Raw genomic sequence first — 17,509 nt, 5'->3', positions numbered from 1 at the left:
TGGCGAGCAGGCTTGTCCTGCGTTGGGCTGCGCAGCAGCCCCAAAACCAGACGCTGAGCCGTATCAGGTACACCGCGTTTTGCTTGATTGGGGGCGCTTCGCCCCCCAACGCGGGGCAAGCCCGCTCGCCACAATAAGCCCACAAGCGCAGATTCCCTGTGGCGAGCAGGCTTGTCCTGCGTCGGGCTGCGCAGCAGCCCCAAAACCAGGCGCTGAGCCGTATTAGTTACACCGCGTTTTGCTTGATTGGGGGCGCTTCGCACCCCAACGCGGGGCAAGCCCGCTCGCCACAGAAGCTCCATTCGGCGCAGCTATCCTTAGCGCCGGGCAGATCGGTTACTTGTCCTTGAATTCAGGCGCGCGCTTGGCCACGAAGGCGGCCATGCCTTCCTTTTGATCCTGGGTGGCAAAGGCTGCGTGGAACACTCGACGCTCGAAGCGCACACCTTCCGACAGGCTGACTTCAAAGGCGCGGTTCACGCTCTCCTTGACCATCATGCTGATCGGTACCGACTTGCCGGCAATCAGGGTCGCGACTTTAAGCGCTTCGTCGAGCAGTTCATCGGCCGGCACGATGCGCGCGACGATGCCGCAACGCTCCGCTTCCACCGCATCGATAAAGCGCCCGGTCAGGCACATCTCCATGGCCTTCGCCTTGCCCACGGCGCGGGTCAGGCGCTGAGTGCCGCCCATGCCCGGCAGCACGCCGAGGTTGATTTCCGGCTGGCCGAATTTGGCGCCGTCACCGGCCAGGATAAAGTCGCACATCAGCGCCAGTTCACAGCCGCCACCCAGGGCGAAGCCGTTGACCGCCGCGATGATCGGCTTGCGGCGATTGGCCACGCGGTCGCTGTCACTGAACAGATCGTCAAGGTAGATCTGCGGGTAGGTCAGCTCGGCCATTTCCTTGATGTCGGCGCCGGCGGCGAAGGCTTTTTTCGAACCGGTCAGTACGATGCAACCGATTTGCGGATTGGCTTCCAGGCCGTCCAACGCCTGGTTCAGCTCGCTGACCAACTGCGCATTCAGCGCGTTCAGCGCCTGCGGGCGATTGAGGGTAATCAGCCCGACACGGCCCTGCACGTCGAGCAAAATGGTTTCGTAGCTCATGGATTGGCTCCTTAGAGATTGCGTGAGATGACCATGCGTTGAATATCGCTGGTGCCTTCGTAAATCTGGCAGACCCGCACATCGCGGTAGATCCGCTCCAGAGGAAAGTCGCTCAGGTAACCGTAACCGCCCAGGGTTTGCAAGGCGGCCGAGCAGACTTTCTCGGCCATTTCCGAGGCGAACAGCTTGGCCATGGAGGCCTCCACCAACGCCGGCTTGCCGCTGTCGCGCAGCGCAGCCGCGTAATGCACCATCTGCCGCGCCACCGCTATCTGCGTGGCCATGTCGGCCAGGCGAAACGCCACGGCCTGGTGCTCGATCAGCGCCTTGCCGAAGCTCTCGCGCTCACGCGCATAGTCACGCGCCGCCTCGAACGCCGCGCGGGCCATGCCCACCGCTTGCGACGCAATGCCCACACGGCCGCCTTCCAGGTTGGCCAGGGCGATCCGGTAACCCTCGCCCTCCTCGCCCAACCGATTGGCCACCGGCACCCTCAGGTCTTCAAACAGGATCTGGCAAGTATCGGAAGCATGCTGGCCGAGTTTGTCCTCGACCCGCGCCACGCTGTACCCCGGCGAATCCGTCGGCACGATAAACGCACTGATGCCGCGCTTGCCCGCGGTCGGGTCGGTGACGGCGAACACAATCACCACCCCGGCGTTTTTCCCCGAGGTGATGAATTGCTTGCAGCCGTTGAGCACATAGTGATCGCCGTCGCGGCGCGCGCGGGTTTTCAGGCTGCTCGCGTCGGAGCCGGCCTGCGGCTCGGTGAGGGCGAAGGCGCCGAGCATGGCGCCACTGGCCAGGGGCGCGAGGAACTGCGCTTTCTGTTGCTCGCTGCCGAATTTGAGGATCGGCACGCAGCCCACCGAGTTGTGCACGCTCATGATGGTCGAGCAGGCGCCATCGCCGGCGGCGATTTCCTCCAGGGCCATGGCATAAGCGAGATAGCCGGTGTCGCAGCCGCCCCACTGTTCCGGCACCAGCATGCCGAAAAAGCCCAGCTCGGCCATTTCGCCGATGGCCTCTTTGGGGAAGCGGTGGTCGCGGTCCCACTCGGCGGCAAACGGCTTGAGCCGCTCCTGGGCAAATTGCCGGGCGGCGTCACTGATTTGCAGCTGTTCGTCATTGGGCAGCATGGTGCTCATTCCTTAATACAGGCATTCGACGGCCATGGCCGTGGCTTCACCGCCGCCGATGCAGATGGCGGCCACACCGCGCTTGAGGCCTTGCTGGCGCAGCGCCGAAAGCAACGTCACCAGGATCCGCGCGCCGGAGGCGCCAATCGGGTGGCCAAGGGCGCAGGCACCGCCGTGGATATTCACTTTGCCGTGGGGAATCTGCAGCGTGCTCATGGTGACCAAACTGACCACGGCAAACGCTTCGTTGATCTCGAACAGGTCGACTTCGTTGAGGTTCCAGCCGGTCTTGCTCATCAGCTTACGAATCGCCCCTACCGGCGCCACCGGAAACAGCCCTGGTTCATCGGCGAACGCCGCATGACCATGGATGACTGCCAGAGGCTTGAGCCCGCGCTTGTCAGCTTCGGATTGGCGCATCAACAGCAAGGCCGCCGCGCCGTCGGAAATCGAGCTGGAGTTGGCTGCAGTCACCGTGCCGCCTTCGCGGAACGCCGGTTTCAGGCTGGCTATCTTGTCCAGTCGGGCCTTGGGCGGCTGCTCGTCATGCAGGATGGTTTGTTGCTCCTTGCCCACGGTGACCTGCACCGAGACGATCTCGGCGGCAAAACTGCCGTGGCTGATCGCTTCCTGTGCGCGGGTCAGGGAGGCAATGGCAAAGGCGTCCTGGGCTTCGCGGGTAAAGCCGTTATGCTGGGCGCAGTCTTCGGCGAATGTGCCCATCAGCCGGCCCTTGTCGTACGCGTCTTCCAGGCCGTCGAGGAACATGTGGTCAAGCATCTTGCCGTGGCCCATGCGGTAGCCGCTGCGGGCGCGGTCGAGCAGGTACGGCGCGTTGGACATGCTTTCCATGCCGCCGGCAATCACCACCTCGGCGCTGCCGGCGAGCAAGGCATCGTGGGCCAGGATCGCTGCCTGCATGCCCGAACCGCACATCTTGTTCAGGGTGGTGCAGCGGGTGCCCTTGTCCAGGCCGGCGCCCAGCGCGGCCTGACGTGCCGGCGCCTGGCCTAGGCCCGCCGGCAGCACGCAGCCGAACAGCACTTCGTCGACGCCGTCTGCGGCGATCCCGGCGCGTTCGAGTGCCCCACGAATCGCGGCGGCGCCCAGTTGCGGCGCGGTCAAGCCCTTGAGGTCGCCCTGGAACCCGCCCATGGGCGTGCGCGCGGCGCTGACAATAACAATCGGATCGTTCATGAGACCTCCTTAGCGGGCTGCCATGCGCAAGGCGCCGTCCAGACGGATCACCTCGCCGTTGAGCATGCTGTTTTCAATGATGTGCCGCACCAGCGCAGCGTACTCGGCAGGTTTGCCCAGGCGCGGCGGAAACGGCACGCCGGCGGCCAGGGCGTCACGTACCTCGGGGGTCATGCCGGCCATCATTGGCGTTTCGAAGATGCCGGGGGCGATGGTCATCACGCGGATCCCGAAACGCGCCAACTCACGGGCGGCCGGCAATGTGAGGCTGGCGATGGCGCCTTTGGACGCGGCATACGCCGCCTGGCCGATCTGCCCGTCGAAGGCGGCGACCGAGGCGGTATTGATGATCACCCCGCGCTCGCCGTCGGCATTGGCGTCGCTGTCGGCCATCGCCGCCGCCGCCAGACGCAGCAGGTTGAAGCTGCCGATCAGATTGACGTTGACCACCTGGGCAAAGCTCGCCAGGCCGTGAGGGCCGTCCTTGCCAAGGATTTTCTCGCCGCGCACCACACCGGCGCAGTTGACCAGCCCATGCAGGCCGCCAAACGCGTCGACCGCCGCCTGCACGGCCGCCTGGGCGGCAGCTTCCTGACTGATATCGGCCACGGCGCTGCGTGCACGCTCGCCCAGCTGTTCGGCCTTGGCGGCGACGGCTTGGGCGTTCATGTCCACCAGCATCACTTTCGCACCCGCCGCCACCAGCATGTCGGCCGTGGCCGCGCCGAGGCCCGAGGCACCGCCGCTGACCAGAAACACCTTGTTTTCAATCTGCATCATGGTTTCCTTGAAAAGTGGATCACGCCACGGCCGCCTGGGCCTTGGCGATCTCTTGATTACGCAGGATGAAGCGTTGCAGCTTGCCGCTCGGGGTCTTGGGCAAGTCGCTGACAAATTCGATTTCCCGTGGGTACGCATGGGCCGCCAGGCGCTTGCGCACATGCAGGCGCAGCTCTTCGGCCAGTTCCGGGGTGGCGCGGTACTGCTCGTTGATCACCACAAACGCCTTCACCAACTCGGTGCGCTCCGGGCACGGCTTGCCGACCACGGCCGCTTCGACCACTGCCGGGTGCTCCACCAGGGCGCTTTCCACGTCGAACGGGCCGACGCGGTAGCCGGACGTGGTGATCACATCGTCACTGCGCCCGACAAAACTGATGCTGCCGTCCGGGTTCAGCTCCACGGTGTCGCCGCTCAGGTAGTACTTGCCGACGAACGCTTTGGTGTTTACGCCGTCGTAACCGGCAAACCAGCACATCGGCGATTGTTCGCGGTCGATGGCCAGGATGCCCGGCTGGCCGGCAGGTAATTCCCGGCAGTCATCGTCCAGCACCACGATACGGTGGCCCGGCGAAGCGAAGCCGGCCGAGCCCACGTGCACCGGATGCGTCAGCCCGTGATGGTTGCACAGCACCATGCCCAGTTCGGTCTGGCCGTAATGGTCGTGGATGGTCACGCCCAGGTTGTCGGCGAACCAGCGGATCACTTCCGGGTTCAGCGGCTCGCCGGCGCTGCTGACGATGCGCAGCCGGCCCTTGATCGATTCGGCGAACTGCTTGCCGCCGGCAATCAGCAAACGGTAGGCCGTGGGCGAGCCGGTGAGGTTGGTGATGCCGTACTTGTTGATCACCCGGCAGGTGCTTTCGAGGGTGAACGGTCCATCGTAGAAGGTGATTGGGTGGCCCATGGACAGCGGCCCGGTCACGCCGAAATAGATGCCGTAGGCCCAGCCCGGGTCGGCGACGTTCCAGAAGGCGTCTTCGGGCCGCAAGTCCACGGCGTCACGGGTGTAGCTCTGGAACGCGACGATGGCCTTGAGCGGCACCGACAGTGCCTTGGAGGGGCCGGTGGTGCCCGAGGTAAACATCAGCAGGAACGGCTCGTCCGCGCCCAGCATCACCGGCTCGCAATGATTGGCGTGATTGGGCAGCTCGGCCCAGAAACTGAAGTCGCCCCGCACCAGGCCTTCGCCTTTGGGGCCGGTGACCGTGACGATGGTCGGGCAAGCGTCGACGTCAGCGAGTTTGGGGCGGTTGACCGCGTCGGTGACCACCAGCGCCGCGCCGGAACTGTTCAAGCGGTGCTCGATGGCCTTGGGGCCAAAGGCGGTAAATAACGGTTGGTAGACCGCGCCGATGCGCCAGGTGGCAAGCACCACCACCAGCAGTTCGGCGGTGCGTGGCAGCAGGCCCGCGACCTTGTCGCCGCGCTTTATGCCCTGAGCCAGGAGGAAATTGGCGAAGCGTGCCGCCTGATCCTGCAGGTCGCTGAAAGTCACCGTGGCGCTGCGCCCGTCCCGGCCCTCCCAGAACAGCGCGATGCGCCCCGGCAGCGCATGGCGGTCACAGCATTCCACGCAGGCGTTGAGGGCCTGCAGGTTGCCGGCCAGCGCCGCGTCAACGGTACGCGGGTAATCGAACTCGGTGATCGCAGACAGGTAGTCACGCATCGCTTCAAATCCCTCTGTGTTTTTATTTTCAGGGCGTCAACAGCAGAAATAGTGGCGTCAGAGTGTTGCAGCGGCAATGGTCAAAGCCTTCAAGATAGTTGACTGGTTTGGCCATTGCGCGCGGGAGCGGACACAGGTTTGACACCTGCCGTGGTCTGGTCGAAGCTGACGGCCTTGTAACAGTCGCTCACGTTTTCTGGACGCCCGCATGTCAAAGTCACGCCGTTACTCGATTGCCGGCCTGTGCGCCCTGCTGTTTATTGTAGTGATCACCTGGTATTTCTCCCGATCCACCCCGACGGCGGTGCCGCCTGCGATTGCCCATGGATATGCCAAGGCGCTGCGGCAGGCACACAACGGCGAACCGGGCGCGGCGCGGGTGCTGTACCAGCAATTGGGCCGCCCGGACCTGTCGCCGGAACGCCGCGCCGCCCTGCATGCCGAACTGCCCAACTACCCCAGCCCCCAGGCATTGAAACTGGCCGATAAAGACCTGCTTGACGACTCGCCCGTGGTACGCGAAGCGGCCATTCACAGCATTGTCGGCCTGGTGCCCACCGGCCAGCGCACCCTGCTGCTCGGGCCGGCGCTGGACGACCCGGAGCAGGAGGTTCGTTTTGCCGCCGCCAATGCCTTGCTCGGCCTCTCGCCGGACACGTTGGGCCTGTACTTCGGCCCGTTGCAGCAAGTGCTCGATGAGTTCGTGAAAAAGCTCAAGGCCGAGCCCGAAACCGCCGAGGGCTGGATTCAACTGGCGCGCCTGTACATTCACAGTGCCCTGCTGCCGGATGCGCAAAATGCGCTGGAGCAGGCAATACGTCTGCAGCCGGACAACCTGCAAGCCGTGGTTGCGCAGATTGAACTGCTGGACAAACAGGGCAAGACCGACGAGTCCCGCCAATTGCTCGGGCGCCAACTGGCGGCGCACCCGGAATCGGCCTATTTGCAGCATGCGCTCGGCATGTGGTTGCTGCACCACGGCGAGCGGCCTTATGCACTGCTCGGCCTGTCCAGAGCGATCGAACTGGAGCCGGACAATCAGGATTACCGCTACGACCTCGCCACCACCCTGCACGCCCAGGACGAACTGGAAGCGGCCCAGCGCCAGCTGGAAGAAATCATCCAGCGCCACCCCGCCAACCGCAAGGCGCGGGTGCTGCTGGTCAACTACTGGAAAGAGAGCGGGCAGTTGCAGAACGTGCAGATATTGCTCGCGCAGCTTGAGCAACAGAACCCCGACGACCCCGCGTTGCAGCAAGGCCTGTAAAAAACCTCGCAGCAAACGGACCTGTTGTGGCGAGCGGGCTTGCCCTAATGCCGTTCAGTTAAGCGCAGATTCCCTGTGGCGAGCAGGCTTGTCCTGCGTTGGGCTGCGCAGCAGCCCCAAAACCAGGCGCTGAGCCGTATCAGGTACACCGTTTTTTGCTCGATTGGGGGCGCTTCGCACCCCAACGCGGGGCAAGCCCGCTCGCCACAATAAGCCTGCTCGCCACAACAGGTCCCGTTTGCCACAACACAGCAAGCCCGCTCGCCACATTAAAGACCTGCTTTCCACCGTTAGACCTGCTTCACACAGCAACCGAGAGTCGCCCACAGCACATAATCGCAAGTTCGCGGAACGGCTACAGGCCGCTACGGTCAAGAGATTATGGCGTGCCAAGCGGGCACGCCCTCTATCTGTACGTGACCTGAGGGCACTTCTTGTCTACATCCAACGAGCTGTTCAGTGAAAAGGCGGCCATCGGCATTGAAGGTCTTGATGACATTCTTTGCGGCGGGCTATCGCGCAGCCACCTGTTCCTGCTGGAAGGCGAACCTGGCACCGGCAAGACCACCGTAGCCCTGCACTTTTTGCAGGCGGGCGCCAAAAACGGCGAGCGATCGCTGTACATCACGCTGTCGGAAACCGAGCGTGAATTGCGCCAGGGTGCCAAGTCCCACGGCTGGGACCTGGATGACAATATTCATATCTTCGAGCTCACCCCGCCCGAAAGCCTGCTCAACGCCGACCATCAGCAGAGCCTGCTGTACTCCTCCGACCTGGAACTGGGTGAAGCCACCCGGCAGATCTTTGAGGTCGTCGAGCGGGTCAAGCCGAGCCGCGTGGTGATCGACTCGCTGTCGGAAATTCGCCTGCTGGCCCAAAGCTCGTTGCGCTATCGCCGGCAGATTCTGGCGATCAAGCACTACTTCGTGCGCTACGACGCCACCGTGCTGCTACTGGACGACCTCACCACCGAATCCCTCGACAAGACCGTGCACAGCGTGGCCCACGGCGTGATTCGCCTGGAGGAGCTGACGCCCAGCTACGGCGCCGAGCGCCGCCGCGTGCGCGTGGTGAAGTACCGGGGTCAGAAATACCGTGGCGGTTTTCACGATTTCACCATCATGCAGGACGGCATCCACGTGTTCCCGCGTCTGGTGGCCGCCGAGCACCGTGGCGGTTACGTACGAGAGACGCTGAGCAGCGGCATTCCTGAACTGGATGCGCTGATGGGCGGCGGTGTCGAGACCGGTTCCAGCAGCCTGATCCTTGGCCCGGCCGGTACCGGCAAATCGCTGATTTCGATGGTCTTCGCCGCCGCCGCAGTGGCGCGTGGCGAAAAAGCCGCGTTGTTCATCTTCGATGAAGAGCTGGGCCTGCTGTTTGAACGCATGAAAAACATGGGCATCGACCTGGCCGCCTTGCAAGCGACCGGCAACCTGTTGATCGAACAGGTAGATGCCGCCGAACTGTCGCCTGGCGAGTTTTCGCACCGCGTGCGCCGTTGCGTCGACGAGCGCGGCATCAAGACCGTGGTCATCGACAGCATCAACGGCTATCAGGCCGCGATGCCGGAAGAGAACGCGCTGATCCTGCACATGCATGAATTGCTGCTGTACCTCAACCGCCGAGGCGCAGCGACCTTCATGACGGTTGCCCAGCACGGGCTGGTCGGCGACATGCAGACACCCGTGGACATCACCTACCTGGCCGACACCGTAATTTTGCTGCGCTACTTCGAGGCACTGGGCAAGGTCCGCCGCGCGATTTCGATCATCAAGAAACGCACCGGCGCCCATGAATCGTCGATTCGCGAGTACCGCATCAGCGGGCGCGGGCTGACCGTGGGTGAGCCCCTCGACAACTTCCAGGGCGTATTGCGCGGTATCCCTACCTACATGGGCGCGGGCTCTCCCCTGCTCAAGGAAGAGGGCCAGTGACCAGTCTTTCCCCTGTCTCCGAGCGGGCAATCATCCTGGCCCCCGTCGGCCGTGACAGCTCACTGGCGCTGATGATGCTCAACGAAGCCGGTTACAGTGGCATCGTCGCCGCCAACCTGGGCGCCTTGTGCGAGGCACTTGAACAAGGCGCCGGCTTGCTGGTGATTGCGGCGGAAGCCCTGCGCGGCGTCGACCTCGAACCATTGCTTGAATACCTGCATCAACAACCCGCCTGGTCGGACCTGCCGATCGTATTGATGACCCACCACGGCGGCACCGAACAAAACGGCTCATCGCACCTGAGCGGCCTGTTGGGTAACGTGACCTTTCTGGAACGGCCGTTTCATCCGGTCACGCTGATCAGCCTGGTGAGCGCCGCACTGCGTGGCCGTCGCCGCCAATACGAAGCCCGTGACCGCCTGATTGACTTGAGTGAAAGCGAGCAGCGCCTGCAAAGCACCCTCGAAACCCTCGAACAGCAAGTCGAGGAGCGTACTGCACAACTGCGCAGCAACGAAGACGCGCTGCGCCAGTCGCAGAAAATGGAAGCGGTCGGTCAGTTGACCGGCGGCATTGCCCACGACTTCAACAACATGCTCACGGGCATCATCGGCAGCCTGGAATTACTGCGAAGGCGCATTGCACGGGGCAAGCTCGACGACCTCGATAGCCTGATCGACCTGGGGGTCACCTCGGCCAACCGCGCCGCCGGATTGACCCACCGTTTGCTCGCCTTCTCCCGTCGCCAATCGCTGGACCCCAAGCCTGTGGAGATCAACCAACTGGTGAACTCGATGGGTGAGCTGCTGCAACGCAGCATCAATGAAAGCATCGCGCTTGACATGCGCCTCAGCGGCCCGCTCTGGACCGCCGAAGCCGACCCCAATCAACTGGAAAGCGCGCTGCTCAACCTGGTGCTCAACGCGCGCGATGCGATGCCGGGCGGCGGCCGCCTGACGGTCGAAACCGGCAACCGCCATCTGGACAGCGTGTTTACCGCCGCCTACGGCACCCTGCAGCCCGGCGATTACGTTGAATTAAGCGTCAGCGATACCGGCTGTGGCATACCCGACAACGTGATAGGCCGAGTGTTTGATCCTTTCTTCACGACCAAGCCGATCGGCCAGGGCACAGGCCTTGGCTTGTCGATGATCTACGGCTTTGCCCGCCAGTCTCGCGGGCATGTGACCATCCACAGTGAAGTGGGCAAAGGCACCACCGTCAGCCTGTTCCTGCCCCGCTTTGCCGGTGAGATCGCCGCGCAGGAGGCCACCAATCCGACGCTGCTGCCGTACGCCAATGCCGGCGAAACGGTGCTGATTGTCGAGGACGACCCCGCCGTACGCGTGTTGGTCAGCGCGGTGCTCAAGGAGTTGGGCTATGGATTCGTCGAGGCGGTGGACGCTGTCACGGCGGTGCCGATCATCGAGTCCGAGCAACGCATTGACCTGATGATCAGCGACGTCGGTCTGCCGGGCATGAATGGACGCCAGTTGGCTGAGATTGGCCGGCAGATCCGACCCGGGTTGAAGGTGCTGTTCATCACCGGGTATGCCGAGCATGCGGCGGTGCGTGGCGGGTTTCTCGACCCTGGGATGCAACTGATCACCAAGCCATTCACCTTTGACCTGTTGACCGCCAAGGTTCGGGAAATGATCCAGGCCTAGGGCTGCATGAAAGCAGCCCTTCGGCCGTCAGGCCAGCAGCCGCTGGATATGCTCCTGCAGCGTATCCAGATCGAACGGCTTGGCCAGGATCGGCGCATTGCGTGTGATCGGGCTGTCACAGTCGAGGATTTCCTGCGGGTAACCGCTGATAAAGATAACCTTCAATTCCGGCCGTACCCTCAGAGCTGGCTCGGCGATCTGCACCCCGGAGATGCCACCGGGCAGACGGTAGTCGGTGACCATCAGGTCCAGGTGCGGCTTGGTCGCGAGAATTTCAAACGCCTCTTTTCCGTTGACGGCCTTCAATACCCGATAACCCAGGCCTGCCAGGTATTCACCCAGCACAAACATAATGGATTCGTCGTCCTCGACGATCAGTACGACGTCTTGTGCATCTTCACTCATGGGAAGCCTATGTCCGGTCAATTGCTGCAATTACGACCATGGGGTCAAGCAGAGGTTGCGTTGAGCTGACGATTGATTTCAGGGCGCCGCCTGCAGAGGCAGACACACGCGAAACAAGGCGCCCTCGCCTATCTGGCTCTCCACCTCGATGGTGCCGCCATGGGCTGCCACGATCTGCTCGGAAATGAATAACCCAAGGCCCAGTCCGGCCGCTGCATGACTGGCCGAAACGCGCTCGAACTGCTGGAAGATGCGCTTCTGGTTCTCTTCGCTGATACCAATGCCGTGGTCGCGCACTTCCACGCGTGCCTCGCCATGCTCGGCGTATACCCGCACGTGCACCGGGCTCTTGGCGCCGTAGCGCAACGCGTTGGTCAGCAGATTGTTGATCACCTGTTCAATGCGAAATTCGTCCCAATGCCCCTCCACCGGCCCGTCGACCACCAGTTGCATGGACGACTCGGCGGCAGTTACCTGCGGCGCAAAATTGTTCACCAGGCTGCTCACCAACTGCGCCAGATCAAAAGGCGCCGGGCGAATCGACAATTTGCCGGTGCGAATACGCGACACATCGAGCATGTCTTCGATCAACCGGATAAGGCTGCGGATCTGCCGCTCGTCGCGGTCGACCATCGCGTGCATCTTGTCCAGGGTAAACGCCGCAGCGTTGTCCCGGGCCAGGTGCATCTTGCGCAGTTGGGTTTCCAGGATCAGGCCGTTGAGGGGCGTCCGCACTTCGTGGGCGACGATCGACATGAAGTCATCGCGCATGCGCACCGCCTGCTCCAGCTCTGCCTGGGTGGCCTGCAGGCGCGTCAGCAGCAGTTCCTGCTCGCGGCGGCTGCGCTCCAGGGCTTCGACCTGCAGCTTCATGGCCTTGCTTTGGCGATACAGGTCAACGAACACATTGACCTTGCTCTTCACCGCATGGATATCCAGCGGTTTGTGCAGGAAGTCCACGGCGCCGCTTTCGTAGCCCTTGAACGCGTAGTTCAGCTCGCGACCGGCGGCACTGACGAACACAATCGGGATGTTCTTGGTCTTTTCGGTGCCGCGCATCAACTCGGCCAGCTCGAAGCCGTTCATGCCGGGCATCTGGACATCGAGAATCGCCATGGCGAACTCGTGTTCGAGCAACAGTGACAAGGCCTCATCGGCGCTCAACGCCTTGTAGACGTGACGATCCTCACGCTTGATCAGCGCTTCGAGGGCCAGCAGGTTTTCCGGCAGATCGTCGACGATCAGCAGTTTGGCCTGGACGGTACTTAACATGGGGAAGATTCCAGGGAAGCCAGCAATGAGCCGATTCGGCCCATAGTCAGAATATGATCAGGTGTGTGCAGGGCCAGGGCCGCCAGCGGCATCACGGCGATGCGTGCTTCCGTGGGGTCCTGGACCACCGTGGTGCCGCCCGATTGCTTGACATGGGCCAGCCCGCGCGCGCCGTCCTGGTTGGCGCCGGTGAGCAGGATCGCCAGCAGGCCGGCGCCGTACACGTCGGCAGCCGAGGCAAACAGGTAATCGATGGCTGGCCGGGAATGGTGCACGCGGTCCTCCTGGCTCAGGGACAGGCTGCGATCCTGCTCCACCGAGAGGTGATAGCCGGGCCCGGCAAAATACAGGGTGCCGGCCTCGATCAGCTCTTTGTCCCGCGCTTCTTTTACCGGGATGCGCAGGCGCCGCGCGAACACTTCGGCCAACTGGCTGCGACGCTCGTCCGGCAGGTGCAGCACGGCAATGATCGGCAGGCCGAAGCCCGTGGGCAGCTCGCCAAATATGCTCAGCAACGCCTCGACACCGCCAGCGGACGCGCCGACGACGATGGCTTCAATCCCGCGAATCGGGTTGGCTGCGGCGTCGTTCATGATTTGCGGTAGATCCGTTCCTGTTTGACCAAAGGCTCGAACTGCTTGCTGTAGGCGGAAAAATCCAGGGTTTCCTTGCTGCCCAGCACCAGGAAGCCGCGATGACACAGCGATTCATGGAACAGCCCAAACGCGCGATCCTGCAATTTTTTATTGAAGTAAATCAGCACGTTACGGCACGAAATTAATTGAGTTTCGGAGAATACACTATCGGTCGCCAAACTGTGATCGGCAAAAGTCACATTCTCACGCAGTGTCTTGTCGAAGATCGCGTAATCGTAGGCTGCCGTGTAGTAGTCGGCAAATGAGCGCTGGCCGCCGGCCTGCTGATAGTTGGCGGTGTAGGCGCGCACGTTCTCCAGGGAGAAGATGCCCTGCTTGGCCTTGTCCAGCGACGCCGGGTTGATATCGGTGGCGTAGATGATCGTGCGCTCGAGCAAGCCTTCCTCACGCAGCAGGATCGCCATCGAGTACACCTCCTCCCCCGTGCTGCAGCCGGCAATCCAGATCTTGATCGACGGGTAGGTCTTGAGCAGCGGCACCACTTCCTGGCGGATCGCGAGAAAGTGCGAAGGGTCGCGAAACATCTCGCTCACCGGGATCGTCAGAAATTGCAGCAGTTGCATGAAAGCCGACGGATCGTGCAGCACCCGCTCCTGCAGCGCCGAGATGGTCGCACAGTCGAACTGACGCAACGCATGGGCCACACGGCGCTTGACCGACGCGCCCGAGTAATCGCGAAAGTCGTAGCTGTACTTGAGGTAAATCGCCTCAATCAACAGGCGCAGCTCAATGTCGCTGCTTTTGTCCAAGAAACTGCGCTCCACTTAAATGCGTTCCATCTTCGGCAGCCACACGCGAATCAACGAGAACAGCCGGTCCAGGTCAATCGGTTTGGCCAGGTAGTCATTGGAGCCTGCGGCGAGGCAGCGCTCCTGATCGTCTTTCATGGCCTTGGCGGTGACCGCAATGATCGGCAACTTCTTCCAGCGCGGGTCCTGGCGGATCAACGCAGTGGCCTCGTAACCGTCCATCTCCGGCATCATCACGTCCATCAGCACCAGGTCGATGTCCTCGACTTCATCGAGCCGTTCGATGGCTTCGCGGCCGTTTCGGCCGATCACCACCACAGCGCCCTTGTGTTCCAGCGCACTGGTGAGGGCAAAGATATTGCGTACATCATCGTCCACCAGCAGGATCTTGCGGCCTTCGAACACCTTGTCGCGGCTGCGCGCGGTTTTGAGCATCGTCTGGCGCTCATGGGACAGCTGGGATTCGACTTTGTGCAGAAAGAGTGTGACCTCGTCCAGCAGACGTTCCGGCGAACGCGCGCCCTTGATGATGATCGAGCGCGAATACTTGCGCAGTTCGGCTTCTTCATCGCGGGTCAGGTTGCGCCCGGTGTAGACGATCACCGGCGGGAATGAACAGATATCTTCGGTGGCCATGCGCTTGAGCAGCTCGTTGCCGAGCATGTCCGGCAGCTTGAGGTCGATGATCATGCAGTCATAGATATGATCGCGCAGCAGGTCCAGGGCTTGCTGGGCAAAGCCCACGGCAGTGATCTCGATGTCATCGTCGCCGATCAGGCGGGCAATGCTGTCGCGTTGCAGGTCATCGTCTTCCACCAGCAGCACACGCTTGACCTTCTGCGTCAGCTTGGCCTCCAGACGCGCGAACACATCCTTGAGCTCTTCACGGGTGGTGGGTTTGACCGCATAGCCGATGGCACCCATGTGCATCGCCGCTTCGACGCGGTCTTCCACGGAAATCACGTGCACCGGGATGTGGCGGGTGCCGGCGTTCTGCTTGAGGCGCTGCAGCACGGTGAGACCGGAATGGTCCGGCAGGCGCATGTCGAGCAGGATCGCGTCGGGAATGAGTTCTGCCGCCAGGCTGTAGCCTTCGTCCGCGCCATGGGCCACCAGGCAGTGGTAGCCCAGTTCATGCGCCAGATCGAAGAGGATCCGCGCAAAATTGGGCTCGTCTTCCACTACGAGGATGCAGCGGGTGGTGAACGGCGCCTTGTCGCGGTCGTCGGCAAAGCGCGGGATCTGGCTGGTATCGGCCACCGGCAGCGGCGAGACCTTGACCGGCGCAGGCGCGGCGGCCAGCGGCTGGCGCGCCTGCTCTGCCAGCGGCGCATCGGCTTCGCGCTCCACGTAGTGCTCAGGCAAGACCAGGGTGAACACGCTGCCCTTGCCCGGCTCGCTGGTCACGCTGATATAACCGCCGAGCAACGCGGCCAGGTCGCGGGAAATCGACAGGCCCAGGCCGGTGCCGCCGTAACGGCGGTTGGTGGTGCCGTCGGCCTGGCGGAAGGCTTCGAAAATGCTTTCCTGCTGGTCCGGCGCAATGCCGATGCCCGAATCGCGCACGGTAAAGGCAATGCCCGCATCCTGCGCACGGGACACCGACAGGCTGACCTCACCCTGCTCGGTAAACTTGACCGCGTTGGACAGCAGGTTCTTGAGGATCTGCTCCAGGCGCTGGCGGTCGGTAAACAGCATGGCCGGCGCACCGGGCTGTACATCCACCTGAAAACCCAGCTTGCGGTCGGCGGCCAGCGGCTCGAACATCCCGCGCAAACCCTCGACCAGACGCGCCACGCTGGACGTTTCCGGACGCACTTCCAGCTTGCCGGCTTCGACCTTGGAGATGTCGAGGATGTCGTTGATCAGGTTCAGCAGGTCGTTGCCCGCCGAATAGATCGACTCAGCGAACTTGACCTGTTCGGCACTGAGGTTTTCCTGAGGGTTCTCGGCCAGCAACTTGGCCAGGATCAGCGAGCTGTTGAGCGGCGTACGCAGTTCGTGGGACATGTTGGCGAGGAATTCGGACTTGTATTTGCTCGAACGCTGCAACTCGTCGGCGCGGTCTTCGAGTTCAAGCTGGGCCTGGTTGAGTTCGATGTTCTTGCGGTCCATGGCGTCGCGCTGCTCGGACAGGGTCTGGGTCTGCTCGGCCAACTGCTCGTTGGTCTGCTCCAGCTCCGCCTGCTGGGTTTCCAGATGGGCCTGGGACTCCTTGAGGATGCGTGACTGTTCTTCGAGCTCTTCGTTGGCGGTCTTGAGTTCTTCCTGCTGCACTTGCAGCTCTTCGTTGAGCTGCTGGGTCTCGGCGAGCACTTCCTGCAGGCGCTGACGGTAGCGCGCAGCTTCGATGGAGGTGCCGATATTGCCGGCGATCAGTTCCAGCAGCTCGACGTCGCGTTCATCCAGGGGGCGCAGGAAACCCAGTTCGATCACACCGTTGACACGGTCCTCGTCGCTGGTCGGCACCACCAGTACGCTGCGCGTCGAGCCCTCGCCCAGCCCGGAGCTGACCTTGAAGTAATCCACCGGCACATCGTCCAGGCGAATCAGGCGATCAAGCTGGGCGGCCTGCCCAACGATGCCTTCGTCGCTGTAGATCGACTGTTCGTGCTGTTCCTGCTCGCGTGAGAAACCATAAGTGGCCACACGCTTGAGACCGCCGTGCTCCTGACGCACGTACAACGCGGCCACGGCAGAGCCCATGTATTGAGCGAAGAACTGCAGGATATTGCGGCCGAGCATGTTCAGGGTCAGTTGGCCGAGGACCTGCTCGGCCAGTTCGGTCTGGCCGTTGCGCAGCCAGGCCTGTTGCTCAAGACGCCGCGCAATCTTCTGTTGCGACGCGAGGTTTGCGCTGTAGCTATCTGATAACGCTACCAAATTCCTGCGGCCGATATAGGCAAGAAAACCGCTCAGCCCCAATACGAATGTCAGGTACAGCGCAACGCTGACAATGGTGGTACGGGTGACGTCCTTGTTGCGCGCGATTCGGAACTGCTGCTCCATCGCCACCGCATCCGCGTATTCCTGGCGGATCGCATCGGTGAGGCCCTTGCCCCGACCGGCCTTGACCGCCGAGCGGTAGTCACCGCTGTTGCGCTGCAGGTCGATCATCGACTGGGCGTACTTGTTCCACTCGCCCTGCATCGCTTCCAGGCGTTTGAGGCGGTCCACCTGCTGCGGGTTATCCGCCACCAGCTCCTGCAAGTTACGCAGGTCGCCAATGATGCGCGGCTTGGCCACTTCGTAGGGGTCGAGAAAATGCTCGTCGCCGGTGATCAGAAAGCCACGCAGGCCGGTTTCCAGATCCACTGTCAGTTTCGACGACTCATTGAGGTTGTTGATGACCCGGTCGGTGTGCTCCACCCACTGGATCACCGACAGCAGATAGGTGATCAGGCAGACGAAAAACACCGCGCTGAGTACGCCGACGCTTAAGGGTAACGCGACGTTTCGGCCCAGCAGGGTACGGAAGCTCTTTTCATCGACGGATGACGCAGGAGTCATGGGCATGCCTTGGCCAATACGGAAAAACCGGGAGTTTGCCCGAATATCGGGTGCCGAGGCTATGTTTGTGCGCTGATTTGACGCAACAGTACGGGCTCGATGCATAAATCCCACACCTCTTACCGCCAGTTTCGCCAGCTTACTTACAATT

At 62.5% G+C, this 17,509-nt stretch carries 13 protein-coding genes; 3 read left to right on the top strand and 10 right to left on the bottom strand.

The genetic code is table 11. The features are described from left to right. Positions 1–336 precede the first annotated feature (336 nt). From ACXX81_RS10135 to ACXX81_RS10115, 5 genes are read right to left on the bottom strand one after another with little or no spacing between them, the layout of a single operon-like run. Positions 337–1,110 (bottom strand): enoyl-CoA hydratase, encoded by a 774-nt coding sequence (locus ACXX81_RS10135; protein ID WP_231421288.1) that lies wholly within the window; start codon positions 1,108–1,110, stop codon positions 337–339. 11 nt (positions 1,111–1,121) lie between these two features. After that, complete coding sequence (locus ACXX81_RS10130) at positions 1,122–2,249, bottom strand: acyl-CoA dehydrogenase (protein ID WP_209981993.1); 1,128 nt, start codon at positions 2,247–2,249, stop codon at positions 1,122–1,124. 12 nt (positions 2,250–2,261) lie between these two features. After that, complete coding sequence (locus ACXX81_RS10125; RefSeq protein WP_458571611.1) at positions 2,262–3,446, bottom strand: acetyl-CoA C-acyltransferase; 1,185 nt, start codon at positions 3,444–3,446, stop codon at positions 2,262–2,264. A gap of 9 nt (positions 3,447–3,455) precedes the next feature. Continuing rightward, the gene (locus tag ACXX81_RS10120; RefSeq protein ID WP_458571610.1) at positions 3,456–4,223 is read right to left on the bottom strand and encodes an SDR family NAD(P)-dependent oxidoreductase; all 768 of its coding nucleotides are present in this window, start codon (positions 4,221–4,223) and stop codon (positions 3,456–3,458) included. A gap of 22 nt (positions 4,224–4,245) precedes the next feature. Then, positions 4,246–5,895, bottom strand: coding sequence for an AMP-binding protein (locus ACXX81_RS10115; protein ID WP_458571609.1), 1,650 nt, complete (start codon positions 5,893–5,895; stop codon positions 4,246–4,248). A 208-nt stretch (positions 5,896–6,103) separates the two neighbouring features. On the opposite strand from ACXX81_RS10115, the gene ACXX81_RS10110 reads away from it, so the two are divergent. The 3 genes from ACXX81_RS10110 to ACXX81_RS10100 all read left to right on the top strand — a co-directional run bounded on the left by ACXX81_RS10110 (position 6,104) and on the right by ACXX81_RS10100 (position 10,766). Continuing rightward, positions 6,104–7,162, top strand: coding sequence for a HEAT repeat domain-containing protein (locus ACXX81_RS10110; RefSeq protein ID WP_209982002.1), 1,059 nt, complete (start codon positions 6,104–6,106; stop codon positions 7,160–7,162). Positions 7,163–7,596: 434 nt separating this feature from the next. Beyond that, positions 7,597–9,099: an ATPase domain-containing protein gene (locus tag ACXX81_RS10105; protein ID WP_209982005.1), complete on the top strand. Its 1,503-nt coding sequence runs from the start codon at positions 7,597–7,599 to the stop codon at positions 9,097–9,099. Further along, entirely contained in the window at positions 9,096–10,766 is a 1,671-nt protein-coding gene (locus ACXX81_RS10100; RefSeq protein WP_458571608.1) for an ATP-binding protein, read from the top strand. The genes ACXX81_RS10105 and ACXX81_RS10100 overlap by 4 nt, the downstream gene beginning before the upstream one ends. A 27-nt stretch (positions 10,767–10,793) precedes the next feature. Here ACXX81_RS10100 and ACXX81_RS10095 read toward each other — a convergent pair whose 3' ends face one another. The 5 genes from ACXX81_RS10095 to ACXX81_RS10075 form a co-directional block, all read right to left on the bottom strand. Continuing rightward, positions 10,794–11,171 carry a response regulator gene (locus ACXX81_RS10095; RefSeq protein ID WP_057009991.1) on the bottom strand — a complete coding sequence of 126 codons (378 nt, stop codon included), beginning with the start codon at positions 11,169–11,171 and terminating at the stop codon, positions 10,794–10,796. Between the two features lie 78 nt (positions 11,172–11,249). Beyond that, a complete protein-coding gene (locus ACXX81_RS10090) occupies positions 11,250–12,443 on the bottom strand; it encodes a hybrid sensor histidine kinase/response regulator (RefSeq protein WP_209982009.1) in 1,194 nt (397 codons plus the stop codon). Beyond that, positions 12,437–13,036, bottom strand: a complete 600-nt coding sequence (locus ACXX81_RS10085; RefSeq protein WP_209982011.1) for a chemotaxis protein CheB — start codon at positions 13,034–13,036, stop codon at positions 12,437–12,439. Before ACXX81_RS10085 ends, ACXX81_RS10090 begins: the two co-directional genes overlap by 7 nt. After that, complete coding sequence (locus ACXX81_RS10080; protein WP_015372059.1) at positions 13,033–13,863, bottom strand: CheR family methyltransferase; 831 nt, start codon at positions 13,861–13,863, stop codon at positions 13,033–13,035. Before ACXX81_RS10080 ends, ACXX81_RS10085 begins: the two co-directional genes overlap by 4 nt. Beyond that, positions 13,864–17,358, bottom strand: a complete 3,495-nt coding sequence (locus tag ACXX81_RS10075) for a response regulator (RefSeq protein WP_209982013.1) — start codon at positions 17,356–17,358, stop codon at positions 13,864–13,866. Positions 17,359–17,509 lie beyond the last annotated feature (151 nt).

This window comes from Pseudomonas sp. GNP013 (assembly GCF_054343995.1).
This window is presented reverse-complemented; position numbering and strand designations above follow the sequence as displayed.

Excerpts from the sequence above, each read along its gene's own strand:
- ACXX81_RS10125 (WP_458571611.1), bottom strand. The coding sequence starts at position 3,446 with ATGAACGATCCGATTGTTATTGTCAGCGCCGCGCGCACGCCCATGGGC.
- ACXX81_RS10090 (WP_209982009.1), bottom strand. The coding sequence starts at position 12,443 with ATGTTAAGTACCGTCCAGGCCAAACTGCTGATCGTCGACGATCTGCCG.
- ACXX81_RS10085 (WP_209982011.1), bottom strand. The coding sequence starts at position 13,036 with ATGAACGACGCCGCAGCCAACCCGATTCGCGGGATTGAAGCCATCGTC.
- ACXX81_RS10115 (WP_458571609.1), bottom strand. The coding sequence starts at position 5,895 with ATGCGTGACTACCTGTCTGCGATCACCGAGTTCGATTACCCGCGTACC.
- ACXX81_RS10135 (WP_231421288.1), bottom strand. The coding sequence starts at position 1,110 with ATGAGCTACGAAACCATTTTGCTCGACGTGCAGGGCCGTGTCGGGCTG.
- ACXX81_RS10110 (WP_209982002.1), top strand. The coding sequence starts at position 6,104 with ATGTCAAAGTCACGCCGTTACTCGATTGCCGGCCTGTGCGCCCTGCTG.
- ACXX81_RS10130 (WP_209981993.1), bottom strand. The coding sequence starts at position 2,249 with ATGCTGCCCAATGACGAACAGCTGCAAATCAGTGACGCCGCCCGGCAA.
- ACXX81_RS10075 (WP_209982013.1), bottom strand. The coding sequence starts at position 17,358 with ATGACTCCTGCGTCATCCGTCGATGAAAAGAGCTTCCGTACCCTGCTG.
- ACXX81_RS10120 (WP_458571610.1), bottom strand. The coding sequence starts at position 4,223 with ATGCAGATTGAAAACAAGGTGTTTCTGGTCAGCGGCGGTGCCTCGGGC.
- ACXX81_RS10095 (WP_057009991.1), bottom strand. The coding sequence starts at position 11,171 with ATGAGTGAAGATGCACAAGACGTCGTACTGATCGTCGAGGACGACGAA.